The following is a 20,184-nucleotide window of genomic DNA, read 5'->3' on the forward strand; positions in this document are numbered from 1 at the left end:
TAAAACGAGTTGACACTTTCTTTTAGGACGACATTATGTCAAACACAGAGAGTAAAAGAGCAAGACACTACGTTAAAAAATCTCACTATCTTCGGCTACCTAGAAGGCACCTCTTTCTTGTTATTGTTCGGTATCGTTATACTACTAAAATATGTGATGGCTGTACCTATATTGTGATACTCATAGGTACAGCCATTAAAATCAAGATGCCTCCATGGACTGTATCTGCATGAGTCATTGGTTTACGCCAACCTGTTGGCCTTGAATACTTCTGGCAGCCTCAAGGCCAGCCTCGCGACCGATACGACGGTAGTAACTCTTGGCGCAAATATTCTGCTGATGCCAGTATGTGCGCAGGGCTAACGGCAGTTTGGGGATCCAGAACGCCTCGTCGATCGGCTCGGCGGGCTGCTGTGCCCCGATCTCGATATCAGCGAAGACAATTCCAGCACCTTGGGCGGTGTTACGGGAGGCCAGGACACGGCCCTGGGCATCGACGATTTGTGTCGCACCCACGTAGTGAGTGTCATATGGTGCGGTCACCGCCATACCCGGTATGAGCATGAAGTCGGTGCGAAACGATCCGCAATGCGAAGCCTGCAGGACTGGTGCACCGACTCGGCGGGCGAACTCGGTAGGCGCGTTCTCGGACAGATATCGGTTGTACTGAGTCAACGGACCGAAGGCTCGGTCGACGAGGCTGCCCCAGTTGCGCGGTAGCGTCCACCAATGAGTGCCGGTCATGACGACGTCGACACGGCCTACTAGTCGGCGGGCGGTTTGATTGCGGATGAGCTCCCAACAGACCGCTGCTCCCATGCGCCCAATACTCGTTTCGAAGACGCCGTCGTCGTTGCCGGGGCCATAGAACGCATTTTCCCACATCGTAGGTAGGTCCTTGTCGTGCAAATGGATTTGGCCGTTGGGCTCAAACAGGTGGTAACGGTTGTAGATGTTGTCACCCTCGGCGATCAGCATCGAGCCGCCGATGTGGCAGCCATACCGCTTTGCGGCTGCCTTGAACATGTCGACAGCAGCGTTTTTGGGCGCCAAGACGCTTTGGTGTACTTCGGTGCGAAATGGAAGCGGCGAGGTTGCGAACTCCGGCACTCCAATGAGCTTTGCGCCCTTACTAGCGGCTTCGGCAATCATTTTGTCCAAACGGCGGAGGTTTTCGCCAACGTCGCCGGGCACCCCTTCGAACTGGATGGCTGCGGCTTTGATCGATTGCGTTGCTTCGCTCATTAGAATCTCCTTTGATTAACCTTTAAGGCCATACTAGCATATATCCATTACCCCACTTTCAATTTTAATTTTTAAGTTATTGATTTAAATGGAATTGTAAACCGCTGACCTCCTTGAAACTGATTTTAAGCTAGTAAGTTCAAGGTCTTGTTTAAGTTTAGAGTGGCGTACCTATATGAAAATACTGCACCATGAAAATACTGCACCTTACATGTGAATATCACTTAACTTTTGTGTATGAAGAAGGAGCTTTGGCTTTTAAAAATAAGGGCTATCAGATACAATCAATCGATTAATCTACAGTGTGTGTAAAATCTCAATAAGTCATAATGATAAATATATTTAATAAGAGCTTTTGACAGCTGCTTTTTAGCATTTGTAATATAGAACCACAATGATAAACCGTCTGACTCTAACTTGGTATATCGCGAAGCCTTCTATTTTTCAATCAGAATTTGAGTTTTAAGCAATGACTAAACAAGAAAATCAACAAAAATTCGGCTTTAAATTTGGCCAAAATGGTGCGCATTCAGCACGCACCATGATGTTTTCAGAGCTGACACAACTATTCGATGGACAGCCTGCTAATGCCAGACCTGAGGATTATCGTGATGATATTGAGCAGGCTAATGTTTTACACAAGCCTACCAGTAAGTCGCGAACCTTGACTTGGCGACATCTTGTAGATCTGTATGGTATGAATACAGAAGTACCTCTTTTTAGAATCTTTCGACAGTTATGGGAGAGTGATGCTAGTGCACGCGCTTTGCTGGCATGTCAAATGGCATTGACGCGGGATCCCATATTAGAGATGTCTAAAGCCAAGATATTGTCATTGCAATTAGGCGAGCATTTGCCACGAGAGGATATGGAACAGGCTATTAGTGATCAGTATCCTGATCGATTCAGTGCAGCGTCGCTCAAATCTTTAGCACAAAACGTTAACGGTACCTGGACAAACGCAGGTTATTTGCAGGGTCGTAACAAAAAGCATCGAGCTGAGCCCGATGTTAGACCGGTTAATGTAGCATTTGCTCTATTACTCGGCTATCTACAGGGAGCAACCGGAAACCGGCTCTTCAATACTGAGTGGACTAAAATGCTCAACTGTCGCCAAGAACGTTTAGTTGAGCTGGCAAGGCAGGCGAGCTACAGTGGTTTAATTGATTTTAAGCATTCCAGTGAGGTGATGGAAGTGACATTTCCTAACTATTTAAATGAAGTAGAGGAGTCCTGGCTATATGAGTAATCGACTGAACCGTTTAATTCAAAGCTATTCTAGCTATATTAGTATTCCCTGGATGAAAGGTTTGGCTGATGAGCAGCGTGTACTGTTTGCCGTCTACCACAAAGAAGATGAGCTGAAGCTGCGAGCGCGTACAGAAGAGTTTCGTTTAGCAACCGAAAATGCAGAACATAAATGGCTAGAGTTGGATATAACGCGCTTGTTCCCTGAATGGATGGCAAATCAAAAATATCGTGAAGATTATTTTGAAGATCCAGAGTTTTTGAAATCTAAATACAAGGTTTTTATTCGACAGTCTGTGGAGTTGTTAGCAGAGCGTATTCAAAATGAAGCCGATGAAAACACTTTAGTTGCACTAGTAGGGTGTGGGACATTATTTGGCCTTGCTTCGGTATCTGATTTTGTAAAGCAGTTAGCCCTCCATGTACCTGGTCGTCTACTGGTACTGTTTCCAGGAGAGTATGTTGATAATACTTACCGACTGTTAGATGCTCGTGATGGTTGGGGTTATCAAGCTACAGCGATTACAGCAGAAAATTAATAAAAATACATACTAATAATAGATATGCCTATCTCATTTAGATTAGCGCAATTTGCGCAATGGAGTTTGCAATAATGTTGAACCGTGAAATTTATCAGTTAGATCCTACTCTGAACCGATTGGAGAACAATGGTGTTGCGGAAGTAAAGGATGACCAGTCAGTTCAGGCTCTTAAAACATTACGTTATGAGATAGAGACATTTGTCTGTGATGGTGAGTACGAAGCTGGATTGGATAAAATCTTATCTGCATATCTAACTAACTTAAACAGTGATCATGAGCAGCCAGGAGTTTGGATATCTGGCTTTTTTGGTTCTGGTAAATCGCATCTGGCAAAAATGCTTAGGGCTTTCTGGATTAACCAAGAATTCAGTGATGGGGCTAGGGCGCGAGATATTGCTGATCTCCCACAAGAAATTAAAGATCAACTCAAAGAGTTAAATAGTGTTGCCAATAGATATGGTGGTCTTCATGCTGCCTCTGGAACTCTTGGTTCGGGTGCAAATAATAATGTGCGCATGGCGCTACTTAATATCATATTTAAATCTGTTGGGCTCCCAGAACAGTATCATCAGGCTCGTTTTGTACTATGGCTTAAGAAGAAAGGTATTTTCGAAAGCATTAAAGCACGGGTTGAGGATGAAGGAGATCGCTGGGAAGATGAGTTAGAAGATCTTTATGTATCTCGTAGTATTGCTGGAGCATTGTTGGAAGAAGATAATACGTTTGGTGATGATGTTAAACAGGTACGTCAGCTTTTTCGTGACCAGTATCCCATTGCCTCAGATGTTACTAACCAACAGATGGTAGATGCAATTTATGATGCTTTGGCATCAGATGGTAGCTTTCCACTAACTCTGATTGTATTAGATGAGGTACAACAATATATTGGTACTGATGCTGAAAAAGCACATCAAGTCCAAGAAATGGTTGAGACTTGCTGCAAACATTCTAAATTTAAAAGTAAATTGCTATTTGTTGCCACTGGTCAAAGCGCATTGTCGGGAATGGCAAACTTACAACGTTTGCTTGGTCGCTTCCAGATTCCTGTACAGCTGTCTGATACTGATGTTGAGTCGGTTATCCGCAAAGTTATCTTACAGAAGAAAGCCTCGGTTAAACCTCAACTAGAGGCAATGTTGCAGTCCCACCTAGGAGAAATATCTCGGCAATTACGAGGTACGAAAATTGAACATCACCGTGAAGACGAGAAAGTCTTATTGGCTGATTATCCATTATTGCCGGTACGCCGGCGCTTTTGGGAAAAGGTCTTACGTATTGTAGATACTACAGGTACAGTTTCTCAGCTACGTAATCAGCTCAAAGTCATTCACGAAGCAGCTCAGGCTACAGCAGATAAGCCGTTAGGTCATGTGGTACCAGCTGACTTTATTTATGATCAAATATCAGTGAATCTTCTACAGACAGGCGTAATCTCTAAGGAAATCACGGAAACCATTGGTCGTTTTTCTGCAGGTGATGCTGATGACAAACTTAAGTCTCGTATACTCGCTTTGGTCTTGCTGATTGGGAAATTACCTACTGATCCAGCAGCTGACTGTGGTGTAAGAGCGACCTCTGATATGCTTGCTGATTTGCTGATAGAAGACTTGAATAACGGGAAGGATGCGATCCGTACGGCTGTGCCTCAGTTACTAAACGAGTTGACTGAAGAAGGCCTACTGATGGTTATGGAGACTAGCGTAGGATCTGAGTATCGACTACAAACTCAAGAAAGTGCTCAGTGGTATGACACTCTACGCCAGGAGGAAGCAGATCTGCGTGGCAACATGCAACGCGTTGAAAATATACGCGTGGACTTGCTGCATAAATCTATTCGCCAGGATATTAGCAAGATTCGTTTGACTCAAGGTAAGTCTAATGAGATGCGCCAGCTGATTGTTAGTTTCGATTTAGAGCTGCCAAGTGATGCCAGTGAAAAAATCTATGTGTGGATACAGGACGGTTGGAGCCTCGATGAAAAAAGCTTTATATCTGAAGCCCGTCGTCGTCAGCCTGGCGAGTCTACAATCTTTGTTTATATTCCTGCGCGTAACCGCTCTGAATTAACCAATGCAATCATTACAGAGAATGCCGCATTTGCGACACTAGAGAAGCGTGGTATTCCTAATACTGACGCTGGTACGGATGCTCGTAGTGCCATGGAAACCCGCCACCGTGACGCACAAAAGCAAGTCAAAGCTCTATTAAGTGAGATCTTTGCTGGCGTGCAAGTGTTACAAGCTGGTGGTAGTGAAGTTGAAGGTAGTAGTATTGCAGAGCGTGTTGAGACTGCTGCTAAAGCCTCATTGGTTCGTCTGTATCGTGAGTTTGATGTCGCGGATAATACGGGATGGGGCAAGGTCTATGATCGAGCTCGCAAAGATGGTGGACAGAATGCATTAGAAGCTGTGGGTTACTCTGATGAGCCTGAACAGCATCCGGTTTGCGCACAGATCAAACGCTATATAGGTGTATCTAAAAAGGGTAGTGAGATTCGAGATTATTTTTCTGCCGCTCCTTATGGTTGGCCGCAAGATACTATCGACGGCGCTCTATATGCATTATTGGCTAGTGGTATTCTCATTGCTAAAGGTAATGGTAACCATCCCATCTCTGTAAAAGAGTTAGAACGTAAACAAATTGGTCAAACTAATTTTCTACCAGAAAGTATTACTATTCGTCCAGTAGATATGATTAAGATACGCGGCTTAATTAGTGCTAGTGGTATTGCGTGCCAGCCTGGTGAGGAAGCGGCTAAACTAGATTTACTAATAGATAGAGGTCGTACATTGGCCAAAGAAGCAGGTGGCGATGCTCCTTTTCCTGAGCGACCAAGTCATCATTTGTTTGACGAGATTGCCCAACAATCTGGTAACGCTAAGCTAAAATATGTTCTAGATGAGCAAGATGCCATCAAGCAGTCACTCCAACAATGGGCTGAGACTGCTGATAAGATTCAAAAAAGACGACCCGATTGGTTTGTGTTAAAAGATTTATTAGACCAGAGTCAGGGTCTGTCATTCCAAGCTGATATTCAAGCCGAAGTAAGTGCCATCGAAGCCAATCGCTCGTTATTAGACGAGCCTAATCCAATTACTAGCCTTAGTAAGCAATTGGTTGATAAGTTACGGGAAGCTGTACAGTATCGTGTGGATAGTTACCTCGAACAGCATACCAAGAATTTGGCTCAGTTGGAAGCTGATAGCCATTGGCAGCAACTAGATGATACTCAGAAAAATGAGATTCTTAATAAGTTCAAGCTAACGACGTTTAATGAGCCCGCTCTAAATAATGCTGATTCAATTATCGAGGCACTGAATGAGGTTAGTCTAGAGCAATGGAGAGACCGTACCGACGCTCTAGCCAGCAAGTTTGATAATGCGCGGATGGATGCGGTACAGAGATTGCAGCCCAAATTACAGCGTATTACGCTACCACGATCGACTTTTGAGACAGAGGAAGACGTCAATACCTGGCTAGCGAAAGTTAAAACTCAAATTCTCGATAAGCTTAGTGATGGACCGGTGACTTTCTAATGATGACAACTCGACAACCTCTTGATAAAGCTTTACGTCGCACGTTAGAGGCGACAGTCATTAAAGCCCGTGATATTGCTGAGCTAGCGGCAACTCAAGCACTCAACCGTCTAGGTGTGGGCGATGCCAAGCCTGCTGATTATTTAAATGATGAGCAACGCAAGTTGCGCACTCGCTTGCGTGCACGTGGTCGTCAACTGGGCGATATTAAGCAAGCTAACGGTCAACAAGCTACTCATAAACTGGTCACCGAAATGGCCTATGAACACTGGCACCGTATGTTATTTGCTCGGTTCCTTGAGCAAAACAATTTGCTCATGTATGACGAGCACACTCCATTAAGCTTAGATGAATGTAATGAACTGGCTCAAGACTCTGATACAGCTCGCGATGATTTAGAGCGACAATGTGCCAGCGGTTGGGAGTTGGCAGGCGTGTTGGCATCTAAGATGTTGCCGCAGATATTCCGTATTGACTCGCCAGTGTTTGAGTTGGAATTTGCTCCTGAGCATCAGCGTAGTCTAGAGCAACTCGTCACTGGGTTATCCTTAGAAACATTCCAAGCTCAGGATAGCCTCGGCTGGGTCTATCAGTTTTGGCAAAGCAAGCGTAAAGATGAAGTGAATAAGTCTGAAGTAAAAATTGGTGCTGATGAGTTGTCACCAGTCACTCAGCTCTTTACCGAACCTTACATGGTTAGCTTCTTGCTTGATAATGCCTTGGGCGCTTGGTGGGCTGGTAAGCGACTAACTGATAGTGATTGGCAACATGCCAGCAGCGAGCAAGAGCTACGTGACAAAGCGGCTATTGAAGGCGTATCACTTGAATACCTACGCTTTGTACGAGATGAGACTACCAAACAGTGGCAACCAGCTTCAGGCACCTTTGATGCTTGGCCAGATGATCTCAGTGAATTTAAAGCCATAGATCCATGTTGCGGGTCTGGTCACTTTTTAGTGGCTATCTTCCTCATGCTTGTGCCAATGCGTATGCAGCTTGAGGGTTTAACGGAACAACAAGCCATTGATAAGGTGCTCAGTGAGAACCTACATGGACTAGAGCTAGATCAGCGCTGTGTGGAATTGGCAGTCTTTGCCCTAGCTCTAGAAGCCTGGCGATATAAAGATGGTGGTGGATATCGCAAGCTACCAGAGTTGCATTTGGCTTGTAGTGGATTGTCGATGAGTGCAAAGAAAAAGGAGTGGCTAACTCTAGCCCGAGAAGATGAAAATCTCCGATTGGTTCTTGAGATTTTGTATGAGCAGTTCAATAATGCCCCTCTTCTTGGTAGTTTAATCAAGCCAGAGAGTAGTTTAAATAAAGGCTCTTTGTTTGAGGTGAATTGGTCTGTGGTCGAGTCTGCTCTTGATAAAGCTCTTGCAGTAAAAGACAGTTTTGAAGCTAATGAGCTTGGTATTGTTGCTCAAGGGACGGCAAAAGCAGCAAAGTTACTTGTTGAGAAATATCAATGGATAGCTACTAATGTTCCATTTAAAGAGACAAAGCAGTTAGAATTAAAAATTCAGGATTATATTGAAGAGAATTTCCCTTCAGGAAAAACAAATCTTGCAACAGCATTTATATTGCGCTTGAAAGAAATGCTTGCAAATGGAGGCACTCTAACGGCAGTTACTCCACACGAATGGTTATTCTTGAAATCATATGAAAAAGTTCGAGAAGATCTATTGAAGAGCGTAACTTGGAATAGTTTGGTTGATCTGGGTGAGCATGCTTTTCAAAGTAACCAGGCTGCCGGAGCTTTCACAGCTTTAATTTCGCTTACTAAAAAACAACCCAGTCACGAAAGTTTCTATTTAGGAATAAATGCAACCCAGGAAAAAGGGAGCGTTGAAAAAAATGAGAGTTTGAAATCGAAGGTCGTTGAGACTTACTTGCAATATGACCAGTTATCAAATCCAGATTTTCGAATAGGATTGTTTGAGATTTCTAAAAATCCTTTGCTAGCAACCCGTGCTGGCTCTTATGTTGGTCTTCAGAACGGAGATACGCCAAAGTTTGTTCTTTTTTTTCATGAGATTCAATGGCCTAATCCTACTTGGAGTTTCTTTCAGTTACCATGTGCAGTTTTTTCAGACTTTACAGGTAGAGAAGGCATTTTAAGGTGGGAACAAGGAAAAGGTGAGCTGCAGACTTCCCCTCTAGCTTATATAAAAGGTAGAGAAGCATGGGGTAAAAAAGGCGTTGCTATCAGACAAACACGTACTCTTCCCGCTACGCTCTATTATGGAGAACTATACGACCAATCAAGTGCGGCGATAATTCCGGGCGATAATTCTGATCTACCAGCAGTGTGGGCGTTTTGCTCTAGCCCTGACTTTCATGACGAAGTGCGAAAAATCGATAAAAAGAAAAATGTTACCAATGCAACTCTTGTCAAGATTCCCTTCGATCTCGAATACTGGACAGCCGTAGCCAAAGAACAATACCCTAATGGACTACCAGAGCCATATACTAATGATCCCACCCAGTGGATATTCCATGGTCATCCATGTGGCTCAGTGATTTGGGATGAAGAAACTAAATGGACAGCGAATAGTGAACTACGAGTAGATGATACTGTGCTACAAGTCGCTGTTGTTCGCTTATTAGGTTATCAATGGCCAGCTGAGCTTGATAACGAAATGGAGTTAGCTGTTGAACAAAAACAGTGGGTTGAGCGTAGCGAAGAGCTGAACCAATTTACTGATGACGACGGGATCGTTTGCTTGCCAGCAGTGCGTGGTGAAAAGGCAGCTGATCAACGCCTCGAGGCTCTATTGCAAGCAGCCTACGGTGATGCCTGGACTACACCTTTAAAAAATCGCTTGCTAGAAATGGTAGGTGGCAAGTCTCTCAACCAATGGCTACGTGATAAGTTCTTTGAGCAGCACTGTAAGATGTTTCAACATCGGCCATTTATCTGGCACATCTGGGACGGTCTAAATGATGGCTTTAGCGCTTTGGTCAACTATCATATGCTAGACAAAGCAGGCCTTGAGCGATTGATTTATACCTATTTAGGCGACTGGATTCGCACTCAGCAAAGCGGCGTGGCTAGTGGTGAAGACGGCGCACAGGAACGTCTTGCAGCAGCTGAAGCACTTAAGCGCGAGCTCGAAGCTATCCTTGAGGGTCAAGCACCTTACGATATCTTTGTACGTTGGAAACCCTTAACAGAACAACCTATCGGCTGGAATCCTGATCTTAACGATGGTGTACGCTTAAATATACGCCCATTTATGAAAGCTCGTGATGTCGGTAAAAAAGATGCTGGCGTGTTGCGTTGGAAGCCTAATGTAAAATGGACCAAAGACCGTGGTAAAGATGTTGAGTCTGCACCTTGGTATACACTAGGTTTAGAGTACGAAGGCAAAGAGGGTGATCGGATTAATGACCATCATCTAAGCTTGATGATAAAGCGCAAGGCAAGAGAGGGCTAAAGTGGAAAAAAGGACGAGACGCGTTGGCTCAATTAGGAATGAACTGATTCACAAATCACGAGAGGCCGCACTTGCTGCGGTCCAGATTTTTAATAATCCGAATATTACTTTTAAGTCCGAATCATATCTTGTGCTAATGAATATTTCTTGGACTTACTTGATGCATGCGTACTACAGAGGGAAAGGGGTTGAGTATAGATATTATAAAGAAGTTGGTAAATCAAGAAGATATGACAAAACTAAGCATGGAGCCTATAAGTATTGGGAGCTTGAGCGCTGCTTAAGCGACAAAAACTCACCTATTGATAACAATGCTTCTAATAATTTGCGTTTCCTAATAGGGCTCAGACATGAAATAGAACATCAAATGACGACTAGAATTGACGATCTTTTAAGTGCTAGGTTTCAAGCATGCGCTATTAACTATAACCAATACATAAAAAAGCTATTTAGTGATGAGCATTCAATTGAAAAACACCTATCGTTTAGCTTGCAGTTCTCTAGCATATCCATTGAGCAAAAGGAGATGCTAGAGGAACAAGCTGACTTGCCAGCTAATATTAAGGGTTACATACAGAAGTTTGACAGTGTTCTTAGCGACAAGGAATTCGATAACCCAAGTTATTCCTACAGGGTGTTATTCGTCCAAAAAACAGCGAATAAACGTGGACAGGCTGACAAAGTCATTGAGTTTGTAAAAGCGGATTCTGAACTAGCTGAGAAAGTGAATAAGGACTATGTTTATCTAAAAGAGACTGAAAAGAATAAGTATTTACCCTCTAAAATCGTCGAGATAATACAAAAAGAAGGCTATTCGAAGTTTAAAATGCACCATCATACAACTCTATGGCAGTCCAAAAAAGCAAAAGAATCTCATAAAGGGTTTGGTGTTGAGGTTGCAAATACTTGGTACTGGTATGAAAGCTGGTTAAATAAAGTCAGAAAACACTGTAAAGACAACGCTAGCAAGTATAAAGGTGGTAGCTAAATGAGCACAGAAAAATCTATCGATTACTTAACCATCAAAGGCTTCAAGTCTATCCAAAGCTTGGATAGATTGCGCTTAAATTCGCTAAACGTGTTTATCGGGGCAAATGGCGTAGGTAAAAGTAATTTTGTTGATTATTTTCGTATGCTAGGCAAGATGGTTGAAGGCGGTTTGCAGCATTGGACAACCCAACAGGGCGGTGCTGATCGTATTCTTAGCTATGGTATAAAAGAAACTGAAAGAGTGCAGTCTTTTATTGAGTTTGGGTTAAATGGATATCTATTCGAACTTGAATCGACAGTTGAAGGAAATTTCTCTTTCGTCAAAGAAAAGCTTTATTTTGAGGGGCCGTTATACGGCGAGAAGTGGATATCTTTAGGTTCTGGACATAAAGAAGCAAAACTCAAGCATCGCTATGAGTCATCCAGTAAAGGTAGTGAAGCTGATTACTGCTACAGTTCTATAGCTAGCTGGAAGGTCTTTCATTTCCACGATACCAGTGACACTGCTGGCGTTAAACGCTGGGGATCAGTACAAGATAATGATTATCTGTTCTCTGATGCCTCGAATTTGGCTGCTTACTTGTATCATCTATCATCAGAGCATCCTCAGGTGTTGAAGCAGATACGTCGTACTATACAGTTAGCAATCCCCGTGTTTGATGATTTTGTATTCAAACCACGTGAGTTGGAAACGCAGGAACAGCAGATCAACTTGCAATGGCGACAAAAAAATAGTGATTATGTACTCTGGCCTAGTCAGCTATCCGATGGCTCAATTCGTTTCATTTGCTTGGTTGCGGCGCTACTACAGCCTGATCCGCCTTCTACCTTGGTGATTGATGAGCCAGAGCTTGGCTTGCACCCGTATGCTATTACTTTGTTAGGAGCCTTATTACGTTCAGCTGCTGAGCGTATGCAAGTGATCGTCTCAACCCAGTCAGTTGCATTACTGAATGAGTTTAACATTGAAGACCTGATCGTTGTGGATCGTGAAGACAGTGGGACGGTCGTCAAACGCCTAGATGAGGATAATTTTGCCAGCTGGCTTGAGGATTACACAATTGGCGAGCTCTGGCAAAAAAATATCCTAGGCGGGAGACCTTCATGATGATTAGAGTTCATATAATTTGTGAAGGACAGACTGAAGAGATGTTTGTCAAAGAGTTATTGGTTCCTATATTTCTAGCAAAAGGTTTATTACTCGTGCCTGCGTTGGTAGGTAGACCAGGACATAAAGGCGGTAACTTTAAGTTCGATCGTTTACAGGCTGACGTAAAAAATCGTTTACTTAATGAAAAAACGGCATATTGTACTACGTTTTTCGATTATTACGGTTTGCCACAATCTTTTCCAGGTAAAGATATTCATGATAGCCAAGTTGATATAGTTACCAAAGCTACAAGGGTACAAGATGCAATGACTACAAAGCTCACACGACTAATTAGTGATGATGCTATGCGTCGCTTTATTCCTTTTGTACAAATGTATGAATTTGAAGCTTTGTTATTTAGTGATCCTCTTGCATTTGCTAGAGGTATTAGTAATGAGCATCTGAGTCAGAATTTGATTGATATAGCTGAGCAGTTTGATAGTCCTGAGCATATAAATAATAGCCCTCAGACTTCCCCAAGTAAGCGAATAGAAAGTCTGATAAGAGGATACGAAAAACCTTTGATGGGTACGCTTGGCGCTTTAGAAGTTGGTTTAGATGTCATGCGCCAAAAGTGCGAATTGTTTGATAATTGGTTAAAGCAGTTGGAAAGTATTACTGTCGTAGGAAGTAGTAATACTTAACCCTAAGGAATATCATGAAACTTATTGATTTACCAGGCAAAGAAGTACGAGCCAGCGCTAACTACAACTCGAATGCTCAAGTAGCTCCCAGTGTGATTCTTTGGATCGATAAGCAGGGGCAGGGGATTGAATAAATGAAGCGTAATTGGCCTGACTATGATCCAACAGTGGCGTTTTTCCCTGTCGAATTGAAACCTGTTTTTATACAGTCTTCTAGGCAGAGTGATGATTTATTTGATGATGTAGGCTATCAAGCATTGCCACGGCATTTTGCAGTAGTAGAGAGCGAAAGCGACTATGTTTTTGCGGTAGTGACTGAGAATTATAAATTAGTGACTAACCAGCAAGCATATGAGCTCGCAGCAGAAGCACTTAAGTCAGTATTTGATTTTACGGCATTGAAGGATATGGCATGTTTAAAAATAATAATGCCTAAAACACGCTCTTTTTGTCACATAGACTTGATACATAAAGAGAGTGATTTTGAGCCATGGAAAGATGATCAATGGATACCTTTTATCCGTATCACCAACAGCTATAATCGAACGCATAGACTACGTTTTGAAATAGGTTTCTGTCGTCTGACTAACCTTAATGAAGTTATTTTTGAGAGTAAAAGTGTAGAAATTAGTTTTGCGCATACTAAGCAGTTACAGGACATTATGCTTCGCTGGCATGAAAATCTTGGGGAAATTAAAGAGCTTGAAATTGAGTTTGTTAATCAGTTGAAAAATCTTGAACGTTTTCACGTTCCTAGGCGTTGGATGTTGCCACTGGCATGTAAGGTATTTGGTATTCAGCTAAACCCTAAGAGAACTATCAGCCCAAACAGAATTAACGAGCTAACTCTGTTTCGTAACGCGATAGATCTGCTTACTAATGACTATTTTTCCGCTCTTGGTGAGCAAGGCTATGCTGCTTTGAATGTGCTGATGGATTATGCTAGTCAGCCAGTTGGAGTAATGTCTCCTGAAAATAGGATAGATGGGTACCAGCGTAAAGCTGGGAATTGGATTAATGATTTTTCACAGCAAATAGAAAGACGTGAGTTTTCTTTTGAAAAATACCTTAACGACTATATAACAACCTCTAAGATGATTACTGAATTATGATTAAGTCCGTTTATAACTACCCAGTTTCTACCCTGCTCGATATTGAAAGCGGCGTTGTTTATGCTATTCCACGCTATCAACGTGAATACACTTGGAGTCGTGTACAGTGGGATGCACTGCTCGATGACTTATTAGATAACGAACTCCATTATTTTTTGGGCTCCATTATCTGTATCAATCAATCTCAGGATGCCCTTGCAGTGCAAGAGCTTGAGCTAGTCGATGGTCAACAACGTATGACTACGGTATCGATTTTATTAGCTGCAATTTATGATGTTTTCAGTAAGCAGCCGAATCTAGTTATGGATCAGCAGATGGAGCTCTATAATCTAAGGCATAAACTGATCTTAAAGAAAATGCCGAATCAACCACGTCTGATTCCTCAAGTACAAAATAATAATCAGCAAGACTATTTTTCAGTGCTGGGTCAAATTGGTATTCTTCAAGATATAGTAACGGTTGCAAATGCTGGTAACCGCCGAGTATTTAAAGCATTCCGACACTTCCTTTCTCGCATTAACCTATATCTTGAGCACAGTGATGAGCCCATTACTAAGCTTCAAGGGTTGCTTGAAAAAGTAAATACAGCAACTTTAGTGAAGATTGAAGTAGCAAGCACTTCTGACGCTTACACACTATTCGAATCCCTAAACAACCGTGGTGTGCCACTTACCGCTATCGACCTTATCAAGAACAAGCTGTTGGCTGTATTAGAATCTCAAGATAAAGGCAGTATCGATAAACAATATAATCGTTGGAAAAAAGTGATCGATGCTTTAGGCGATGACTATGCAGTACAAGAGCGGTTTTTCCGTCAATATTACAATGCTTTCAAGCCCAATTTAAAGCAGATAGTCTCTGTACCAGTGGCCACCAAGTCAAATCTGATCAAAATATATGAAAAGCTAATAGCCCGAGATGCTGAAGGGTTTCTACAGACAATGATTCGTATGTCTGAGCACTATGCGCAGATTGTGAGCTATCGCGATGTGCCCGATCAGCCTAGACTATCTTCGCTATTACTGTCATTAGATCGTATTCAAGGTACACCAGCCTATCTACTACTAATGGTACTATTTGAGTGTAAGGCAGATTTGAAACTGCAAGAAGTTCACTTAGAACAAACAGTGGGATTTCTAATTTCCTACTTCGTTCGTCGTAACGCGACTGACTTGCCACCAACCCGAGATCTCACCCGTATTTTTATGGATGTGGTTGAAAGTATCATGACGCTAAAAGGTGATGAGGTGGTTAGGCATATTCAAACTAGACTCAAAGCTGAAAGTGCTAGTGATGAGCAGTTTGAGAGGAGTCTCAAAGGACCTATTTACGAAGATAATAAGGCAGTCTGTCGTTTTGTTTTATGTGCCTTAGAAGAGAGTCGTATGACTCGTGAGACTCAAGTGGATCTATGGGCGCTTAAAGGCAAACAATATGTCTGGACTATTGAACATATTTTCCCCCAAGGCGACAACATACCGGCCAGTTGGGTGAAAATGATTGCTGATGGAGATGCGGAGCTTGCCGAAGAACATCGTCAGTCTTATGTGCACTGCTTGGGGAATTTGACTATCTCAGGGTATAACAGCACGCTGGGTAATAAAAGTTTTGAAGATAAGAAAAACCGAGTGGACAACCAAGGACGTAAGGTCGGATATAACAATGGACTATATTTAAATGAGTCACTAATTGAGCAAGACAGTTGGTCCGTGCAACAGATTGAAGCACGTACTAGTAAATTGGTCACTGAAGTGATGGGAAGATATCTATTAACGGTATCAACTACAGATACTAAGTAGTCTTATTGCAGTGCTTGCTTGTCTCTTTATAGGAAAATTATGAAACTTATTGATTTACTGGCTAAAGAAGTACGAGCCAGCGCTAACTACAACTCGAATGCTCAAGTAGCTCCCAGTGTGATTCTTTGGATCGATAAGCAGCGCAATTGGGAATCAGCATTACCTTTACTACAAGCGGCAATGCCTGAACTGATCGTTCTAGGTGACTATGTCCCTGAGAAAAAAACAGGTCCTGCTATTTGGATCAAATGTGTTGTCGATGGCGCTCTTTCAGAGATCGAACTTCCTAGTGACCGTACTCCTATCGTTTACCTGCCAGGGATTGAGCGCCGAGACTTACGAGCCATCGCTACTTGTCCTGAAGCGCTGATGCCTCTAGCTGAACTGCAATACCGTGGTAGCTGGTGGATTTATAACAACTCGGGTCGTGATTGGACCGTAAATGCTTTTTTGACTTCAGATAACGGTGGTGTTGGTCTTGATGTCGCTAAGGATGATAAAAGCCAGCAAGCGATGTTGCGTGTACTGAATGAGGTTCTTGAAAGCAAGCGTGAAGATCTAACTAATCGTCGTCTTGAGGCTTCAGACTTTAATAAGCTGGTGTCTAGTGATCCAGTTCGTGATTTACTCAGTTGGATGAATGATGAAAAAACTTGCCGTGAGCGCTGGGATGAAGCGCGCTGGCAAGCATTAATCGGTATTTGTGAGACTGAATATCATTTTAATCCTGAGCAAGATGGTGAGCTTACAGCCGCTGAGCTGTTGTGCCAACGTCAGGGAGTTTGGGAGGGAGTGTGGCAGCGTTATGTTGAATCTTGCCGTCACTATCCTTCTTTGCCAGAACTATTGCTAAAGGTGCAAGGTGATCTTGTTGCTGATGGTGCCAGTTACCCAGTCATAAACCAAGCTGAAGAGGCTGCCCTGGAGAAATCATTATCTCAGCTACAAACACTTAACTCAGTTGATATACGTCAAGAGTTAGCTGCACTAGAACAGCATCATGCCGAACGACGAGAATGGATTTGGTTTAAGTTAAATATGGCTCCGCTGGCTGGGGTGCTGAAGTATTTGAGTGGTGTTGCAAACCTCACTCAGCAGGGTTTTTCTGGCACTGATCCTGAAGAGATGGCTACGTTATACCGTGATAAATACTGGCAGACGGATAACCTAACTCTTAAAGCATTGGCTTATCCTTTAGTGCCTAGCCAGCAAGCTTTAGTACAAAAATTGCTTGCGCTTATCTATACGCCTTGGCTAGATGAGGTTACGCATAACTTCCAAAGTTTAGTAAAAGAGAAAGGCTATCCCGGTACAACTCAACTCAACAAAGCGACAGCTGATTATGCTGCTGCGGGAGAAGTGGTGTTCTTCGTTGATGGCCTACGTTATGACTTGGCACAGCGTCTTATTGAACAGTTAGAGCCATTGGGAGAGGTTGGATTCACCACTAATTGGGCGGCATTGCCTTCAGTTACTGCAACAGCTAAAGCCGCTGTTACTCCAGTACATGAGCGTCTAACCGGTAGAGAAACTGACCGTGATTTTGAGCCAAGCTTGCTGGATGACAATAAAGACTTCTCTGCTTATTACTTAAGAAAACTTCTGAAAGAGAAAGGCTGGCTCTATCTTGAAGAGGGTGATTCAGGAGATCCGGCATTTAATGCCTGGGTACAAAGCGGTGACATAGATAAGGAAGGCCATGTACGAGGTCTTAAGCTTGCAGGAAGAGTTGATAGTTTATTGGATGAGATAGTTGAGCGTATTGAAGAACTGCTGGCAGCAGGATGGCGTAAAATCAGAATCGTAACCGATCATGGTTGGATGTTGACTCCTGAAACTATGCCAAAGGTAGACTTGCCTAAGCATTTAACAGAAACTCGCTGGGGACGATGCGCGGTGATTAAAGATTCAGTTGCCAGTGGCTATCTACAGGTAGGTTGGTATTGGAACAGCCAAGTGAGTATTGCTATGGCACCAGGAGTCTCTTGCTTCAAGGCTGGCCTGTATTATGATCATGGTGGTTTGAGTTTACAGGAGTGCCTGACACCAGTGATTGAGATTCTTAATAAACAAAGCTCAGCCTCAGCCGCTAAACCAACGATTACAGCGATCCTATCTGAGTTGCGCTGGCTTGGATTGCAGTGCAGAGTGCAAGCTGATAGCGACTCTGATGGGGTTTTTGCAGTACTACGCATACATGCGGCTAACCCAGACTCTGAGATTAGTAAGCGTAAACCACTTAAAGAAGGCAAATGCACGCTCATGGTAGATGATGAGTATGAAGATACCTCCGCCGTTCTTGTGCTGTTAGACGAGCATGGCAATGTGCTAGCAAAAAAACCAACATTAGTAGGAGATATATAAGTGGAATTAGATATACTGGATCAAAAGGCTGCGGATTTTTTTGAAGGATACATCGTTCGTAAGGATCTTGTCCGTACATTTGCACGCCAGTTCCCTGTACCCACTTATGTGGTTGAGTTTATGCTCGGTCGTTATTGCGCATCAACAGACCCAGATGAAATAGAAGAAGGTCTTGAGATTGTCCAGCGACAGCTGTCTTCACGAACAGTACGTGCAGGAGAGGAAGAGTTGTTTAAGGCACGTGCCTATAAGGACGGATCAGCCAAACTTATTGATATCGTCAGTGTTAAGTTTGTTGAAAAAGAGAATGGTTACCTTGCCAGCTTACCTAGTTTAAACCTTAATAAAGTACGTATACCGGACAAAATTGTTGATGACAATGAGCGTCTTTTGACAGGTGGGTTTTATGCTGAAGTAACGCTGGAATACGATAGTATTATCGCAGAAGAAAAAGGTAATGCTTTTGGTATAGCTGAACTACGACCCATTCAAATGTCCAAGCGCAATGTGCTAGATGTGATGACTGAAGCTCGCAAAAACTACACGAGTGATGAATGGCGTGATTTTTTAATTCGCTCCATCGGCTTGGAGCCAAGCGCTTTATCACAACGAGCTAAAGATGCTATTTTACTACGTATGGTGCCATTCGTTGAGCGTAACTACAATATGGTCGAGTTGGGGCCTCGTGGTACAGGTAAAAGCCACCTGTTTCAGCAAATCTCCCCTTATGCTCATTTGATTTCCGGTGGTAAGGCAACAATTGCTAAGATGTTTGTGAACAACGCTAGTGGACAGCGTGGCTTAGTTTGTCAGTACGATGTAGTCTGTTTTGATGAAGTTAGTGGAATATCCTTCGATACTAAAGAAGGCGTCAATATCATGAAAGGCTACATGGAGTCAGGTGAGTTTAGCCGAGGTAAAGAAAGTATCCGTGCAGATGGCTCATTGGTATTCGTAGGAAACTTCGACGTGGATGTTGAGCATCAGCAACGTGTGGGTCATTTATTCGGTCCTTTACCTGCAGAAATGCGTGATGACACCGCATGGATGGATCGTATCCATTGCTATCTACCAGGCTGGGATGTCCCAAAAATGAGTAAAGAGCTAACCACAGATCATTTTGGTTTAGTTAGCGACTTCTTCTCTGAGTGTATGACTCGCCTGCGCTTTCAAAGTCGTGTATCTGCTATGCAGAACCGTGTGTATTTGGGTGGTGCGCTCAGTGGCCGTGATAGTAATGCGGTTAATAAAACAGTGTCAGGATTACTAAAGTTAATGTATCCAGATGCAGAACTGAGTGTGTCTGATGAGGATTTGGAATGGGCAACTCGTTTAGGTCTTGAAGTGCGCCGCCGGGTGAAGGAACAACAGAAGCGCGTTGGTGCTGCTGAGTTTCGTAATACTCATTTTAGTTACACCATTGGCGATGATGGAATTGAAAAGTTTGTTGCCACAGCAGAGCTGAGAGCGAATAACGAGATAGGTGACGACCCGTTAGAGCCAGGACAGGTTTGGACTATTAGTGAAGGTGGTTCTGAGATTGATGATAATGCCGGTTTGTATCGTATCGAGGTAAACGAAGGACCAGGCTCTGGCGTGAAGATTCTTAATAATCCAGCACCTGCTGCGTTCAAAGAATCTTTACGTTACGCTGAACAGAATCTATATGCTCGATCTATGCAACTGATAGGTGATCGTGACCCTAGAGCTCATGAGTTTACAGTACAGCTGCGGGCTTTCGATGCAGCTAAAAAAGGCTCTAGGATTGGGGTAGCAGCGCTAGTAGCTATGTGTAGCAGTATACTAAAAAAATCATTAAAAGGCGGTCTTATCCTGATAGGGGAAATAAATTTAGGTGGCTCTATTGAACCTGTCACCAATGCGGTCAACATTGCTGAGCTAGCAGTAGAAAAGGGTGCTAGTGTGCTACTTATGCCGGTTACAGCCAGGCGTCAGCTGTATGACTTGTCAGATGATATGGCTACCAAGATAGATATACAGTTCTATCAAGATGCACGAGATGCACTGCTGAAAGCTATAGTAGAGTAAGGTGCTACTGGTTTTTATAATCAACCACAGTTTTGATTATACCGTCTATGAAAAACTACCCTATT

General features: G+C 43.1%; 12 protein-coding genes. 11 read left to right on the forward strand and 1 reads right to left on the reverse strand.

Annotated features, from left to right (window positions below; translation table 11 throughout):
• Positions 1–234: 234 nt before the first annotated feature.
• Positions 235–1,245, reverse strand: coding sequence for a carbon-nitrogen hydrolase family protein (locus tag QJS82_RS05110; RefSeq protein WP_281491455.1), 1,011 nt, complete (start codon positions 1,243–1,245; stop codon positions 235–237).
• A 469-nt stretch (positions 1,246–1,714) separates the two neighbouring features.
• Between QJS82_RS05110 and QJS82_RS05115 the strand changes: the two genes are divergently transcribed.
• The 11 genes from QJS82_RS05115 (at position 1,715) to brxL (ending at position 20,119) form a co-directional block, all read left to right on the forward strand.
• The gene (locus QJS82_RS05115) at positions 1,715–2,494 is read left to right on the forward strand and encodes a hypothetical protein (protein ID WP_281491456.1); all 780 of its coding nucleotides are present in this window, start codon (positions 1,715–1,717) and stop codon (positions 2,492–2,494) included.
• On the forward strand, positions 2,487–3,032 hold the full coding sequence (locus tag QJS82_RS05120; protein WP_281491457.1) for a BREX protein BrxB domain-containing protein: 546 nt from the start codon (positions 2,487–2,489) through the stop codon (positions 3,030–3,032). The genes QJS82_RS05115 and QJS82_RS05120 overlap by 8 nt, the downstream gene beginning before the upstream one ends.
• Positions 3,033–3,106: 74 nt before the next feature.
• Positions 3,107–6,571 carry a BREX system P-loop protein BrxC gene (gene brxC / locus QJS82_RS05125; RefSeq protein WP_281491458.1) on the forward strand — a complete coding sequence of 1,155 codons (3,465 nt, stop codon included), beginning with the start codon at positions 3,107–3,109 and terminating at the stop codon, positions 6,569–6,571.
• Positions 6,571–10,011, forward strand: a complete 3,441-nt coding sequence (locus tag QJS82_RS05130; protein WP_281491459.1) for an Eco57I restriction-modification methylase domain-containing protein — start codon at positions 6,571–6,573, stop codon at positions 10,009–10,011. Before brxC ends, QJS82_RS05130 begins: the two co-directional genes overlap by 1 nt.
• A gap of 1 nt (position 10,012) precedes the next feature.
• Positions 10,013–10,999 carry a DUF3644 domain-containing protein gene (locus QJS82_RS05135; protein WP_348651556.1) on the forward strand — a complete coding sequence of 329 codons (987 nt, stop codon included), beginning with the start codon at positions 10,013–10,015 and terminating at the stop codon, positions 10,997–10,999.
• Entirely contained in the window at positions 11,000–12,109 is a 1,110-nt protein-coding gene (locus QJS82_RS05140) for an AAA family ATPase (protein WP_281491461.1), read from the forward strand.
• Positions 12,106–12,795, forward strand: coding sequence for a DUF4276 family protein (locus QJS82_RS05145; RefSeq protein ID WP_281491462.1), 690 nt, complete (start codon positions 12,106–12,108; stop codon positions 12,793–12,795). The genes QJS82_RS05140 and QJS82_RS05145 overlap by 4 nt, the downstream gene beginning before the upstream one ends.
• Positions 12,796–12,929: 134 nt before the next feature.
• A complete protein-coding gene (locus QJS82_RS05150) occupies positions 12,930–13,907 on the forward strand; it encodes a hypothetical protein (protein WP_281491463.1) in 978 nt (325 codons plus the stop codon).
• Entirely contained in the window at positions 13,904–15,706 is a 1,803-nt protein-coding gene (locus QJS82_RS05155) for a DUF262 domain-containing protein (protein ID WP_281491464.1), read from the forward strand. Before QJS82_RS05150 ends, QJS82_RS05155 begins: the two co-directional genes overlap by 4 nt.
• Positions 15,707–15,745: 39 nt before the next feature.
• Positions 15,746–18,070, forward strand: a complete 2,325-nt coding sequence (gene pglZ, locus QJS82_RS05160; RefSeq protein ID WP_281491465.1) for a BREX-1 system phosphatase PglZ type B — start codon at positions 15,746–15,748, stop codon at positions 18,068–18,070.
• Positions 18,071–20,119: a protease Lon-related BREX system protein BrxL gene (gene brxL, locus QJS82_RS05165; RefSeq protein WP_281491466.1), complete on the forward strand. Its 2,049-nt coding sequence runs from the start codon at positions 18,071–18,073 to the stop codon at positions 20,117–20,119. It abuts the gene before it with no gap.
• Positions 20,120–20,184 lie beyond the last annotated feature (65 nt).

Source organism: Psychrobacter maritimus, from assembly GCF_029953575.1.
GTDB lineage: Bacteria > Pseudomonadota > Gammaproteobacteria > Pseudomonadales > Moraxellaceae > Psychrobacter > Psychrobacter maritimus.

Bases quoted from the DNA above. Each gene is read 5' to 3' on its own strand.
- QJS82_RS05130 (WP_281491459.1), top strand. From the start codon at position 6,571: ATGATGACAACTCGACAACCTCTTGATAAAGCTTTACGTCGCACGTTA.
- QJS82_RS05120 (WP_281491457.1), top strand. From the start codon at position 2,487: ATGAGTAATCGACTGAACCGTTTAATTCAAAGCTATTCTAGCTATATT.
- brxC (WP_281491458.1), top strand. From the start codon at position 3,107: ATGTTGAACCGTGAAATTTATCAGTTAGATCCTACTCTGAACCGATTG.
- QJS82_RS05155 (WP_281491464.1), top strand. From the start codon at position 13,904: ATGATTAAGTCCGTTTATAACTACCCAGTTTCTACCCTGCTCGATATT.
- QJS82_RS05110 (WP_281491455.1), bottom strand. From the start codon at position 1,245: ATGAGCGAAGCAACGCAATCGATCAAAGCCGCAGCCATCCAGTTCGAA.
- QJS82_RS05140 (WP_281491461.1), top strand. From the start codon at position 11,000: ATGAGCACAGAAAAATCTATCGATTACTTAACCATCAAAGGCTTCAAG.
- pglZ (WP_281491465.1), top strand. From the start codon at position 15,746: ATGAAACTTATTGATTTACTGGCTAAAGAAGTACGAGCCAGCGCTAAC.
- QJS82_RS05150 (WP_281491463.1), top strand. From the start codon at position 12,930: ATGAAGCGTAATTGGCCTGACTATGATCCAACAGTGGCGTTTTTCCCT.
- QJS82_RS05145 (WP_281491462.1), top strand. From the start codon at position 12,106: ATGATGATTAGAGTTCATATAATTTGTGAAGGACAGACTGAAGAGATG.
- QJS82_RS05115 (WP_281491456.1), top strand. From the start codon at position 1,715: ATGACTAAACAAGAAAATCAACAAAAATTCGGCTTTAAATTTGGCCAA.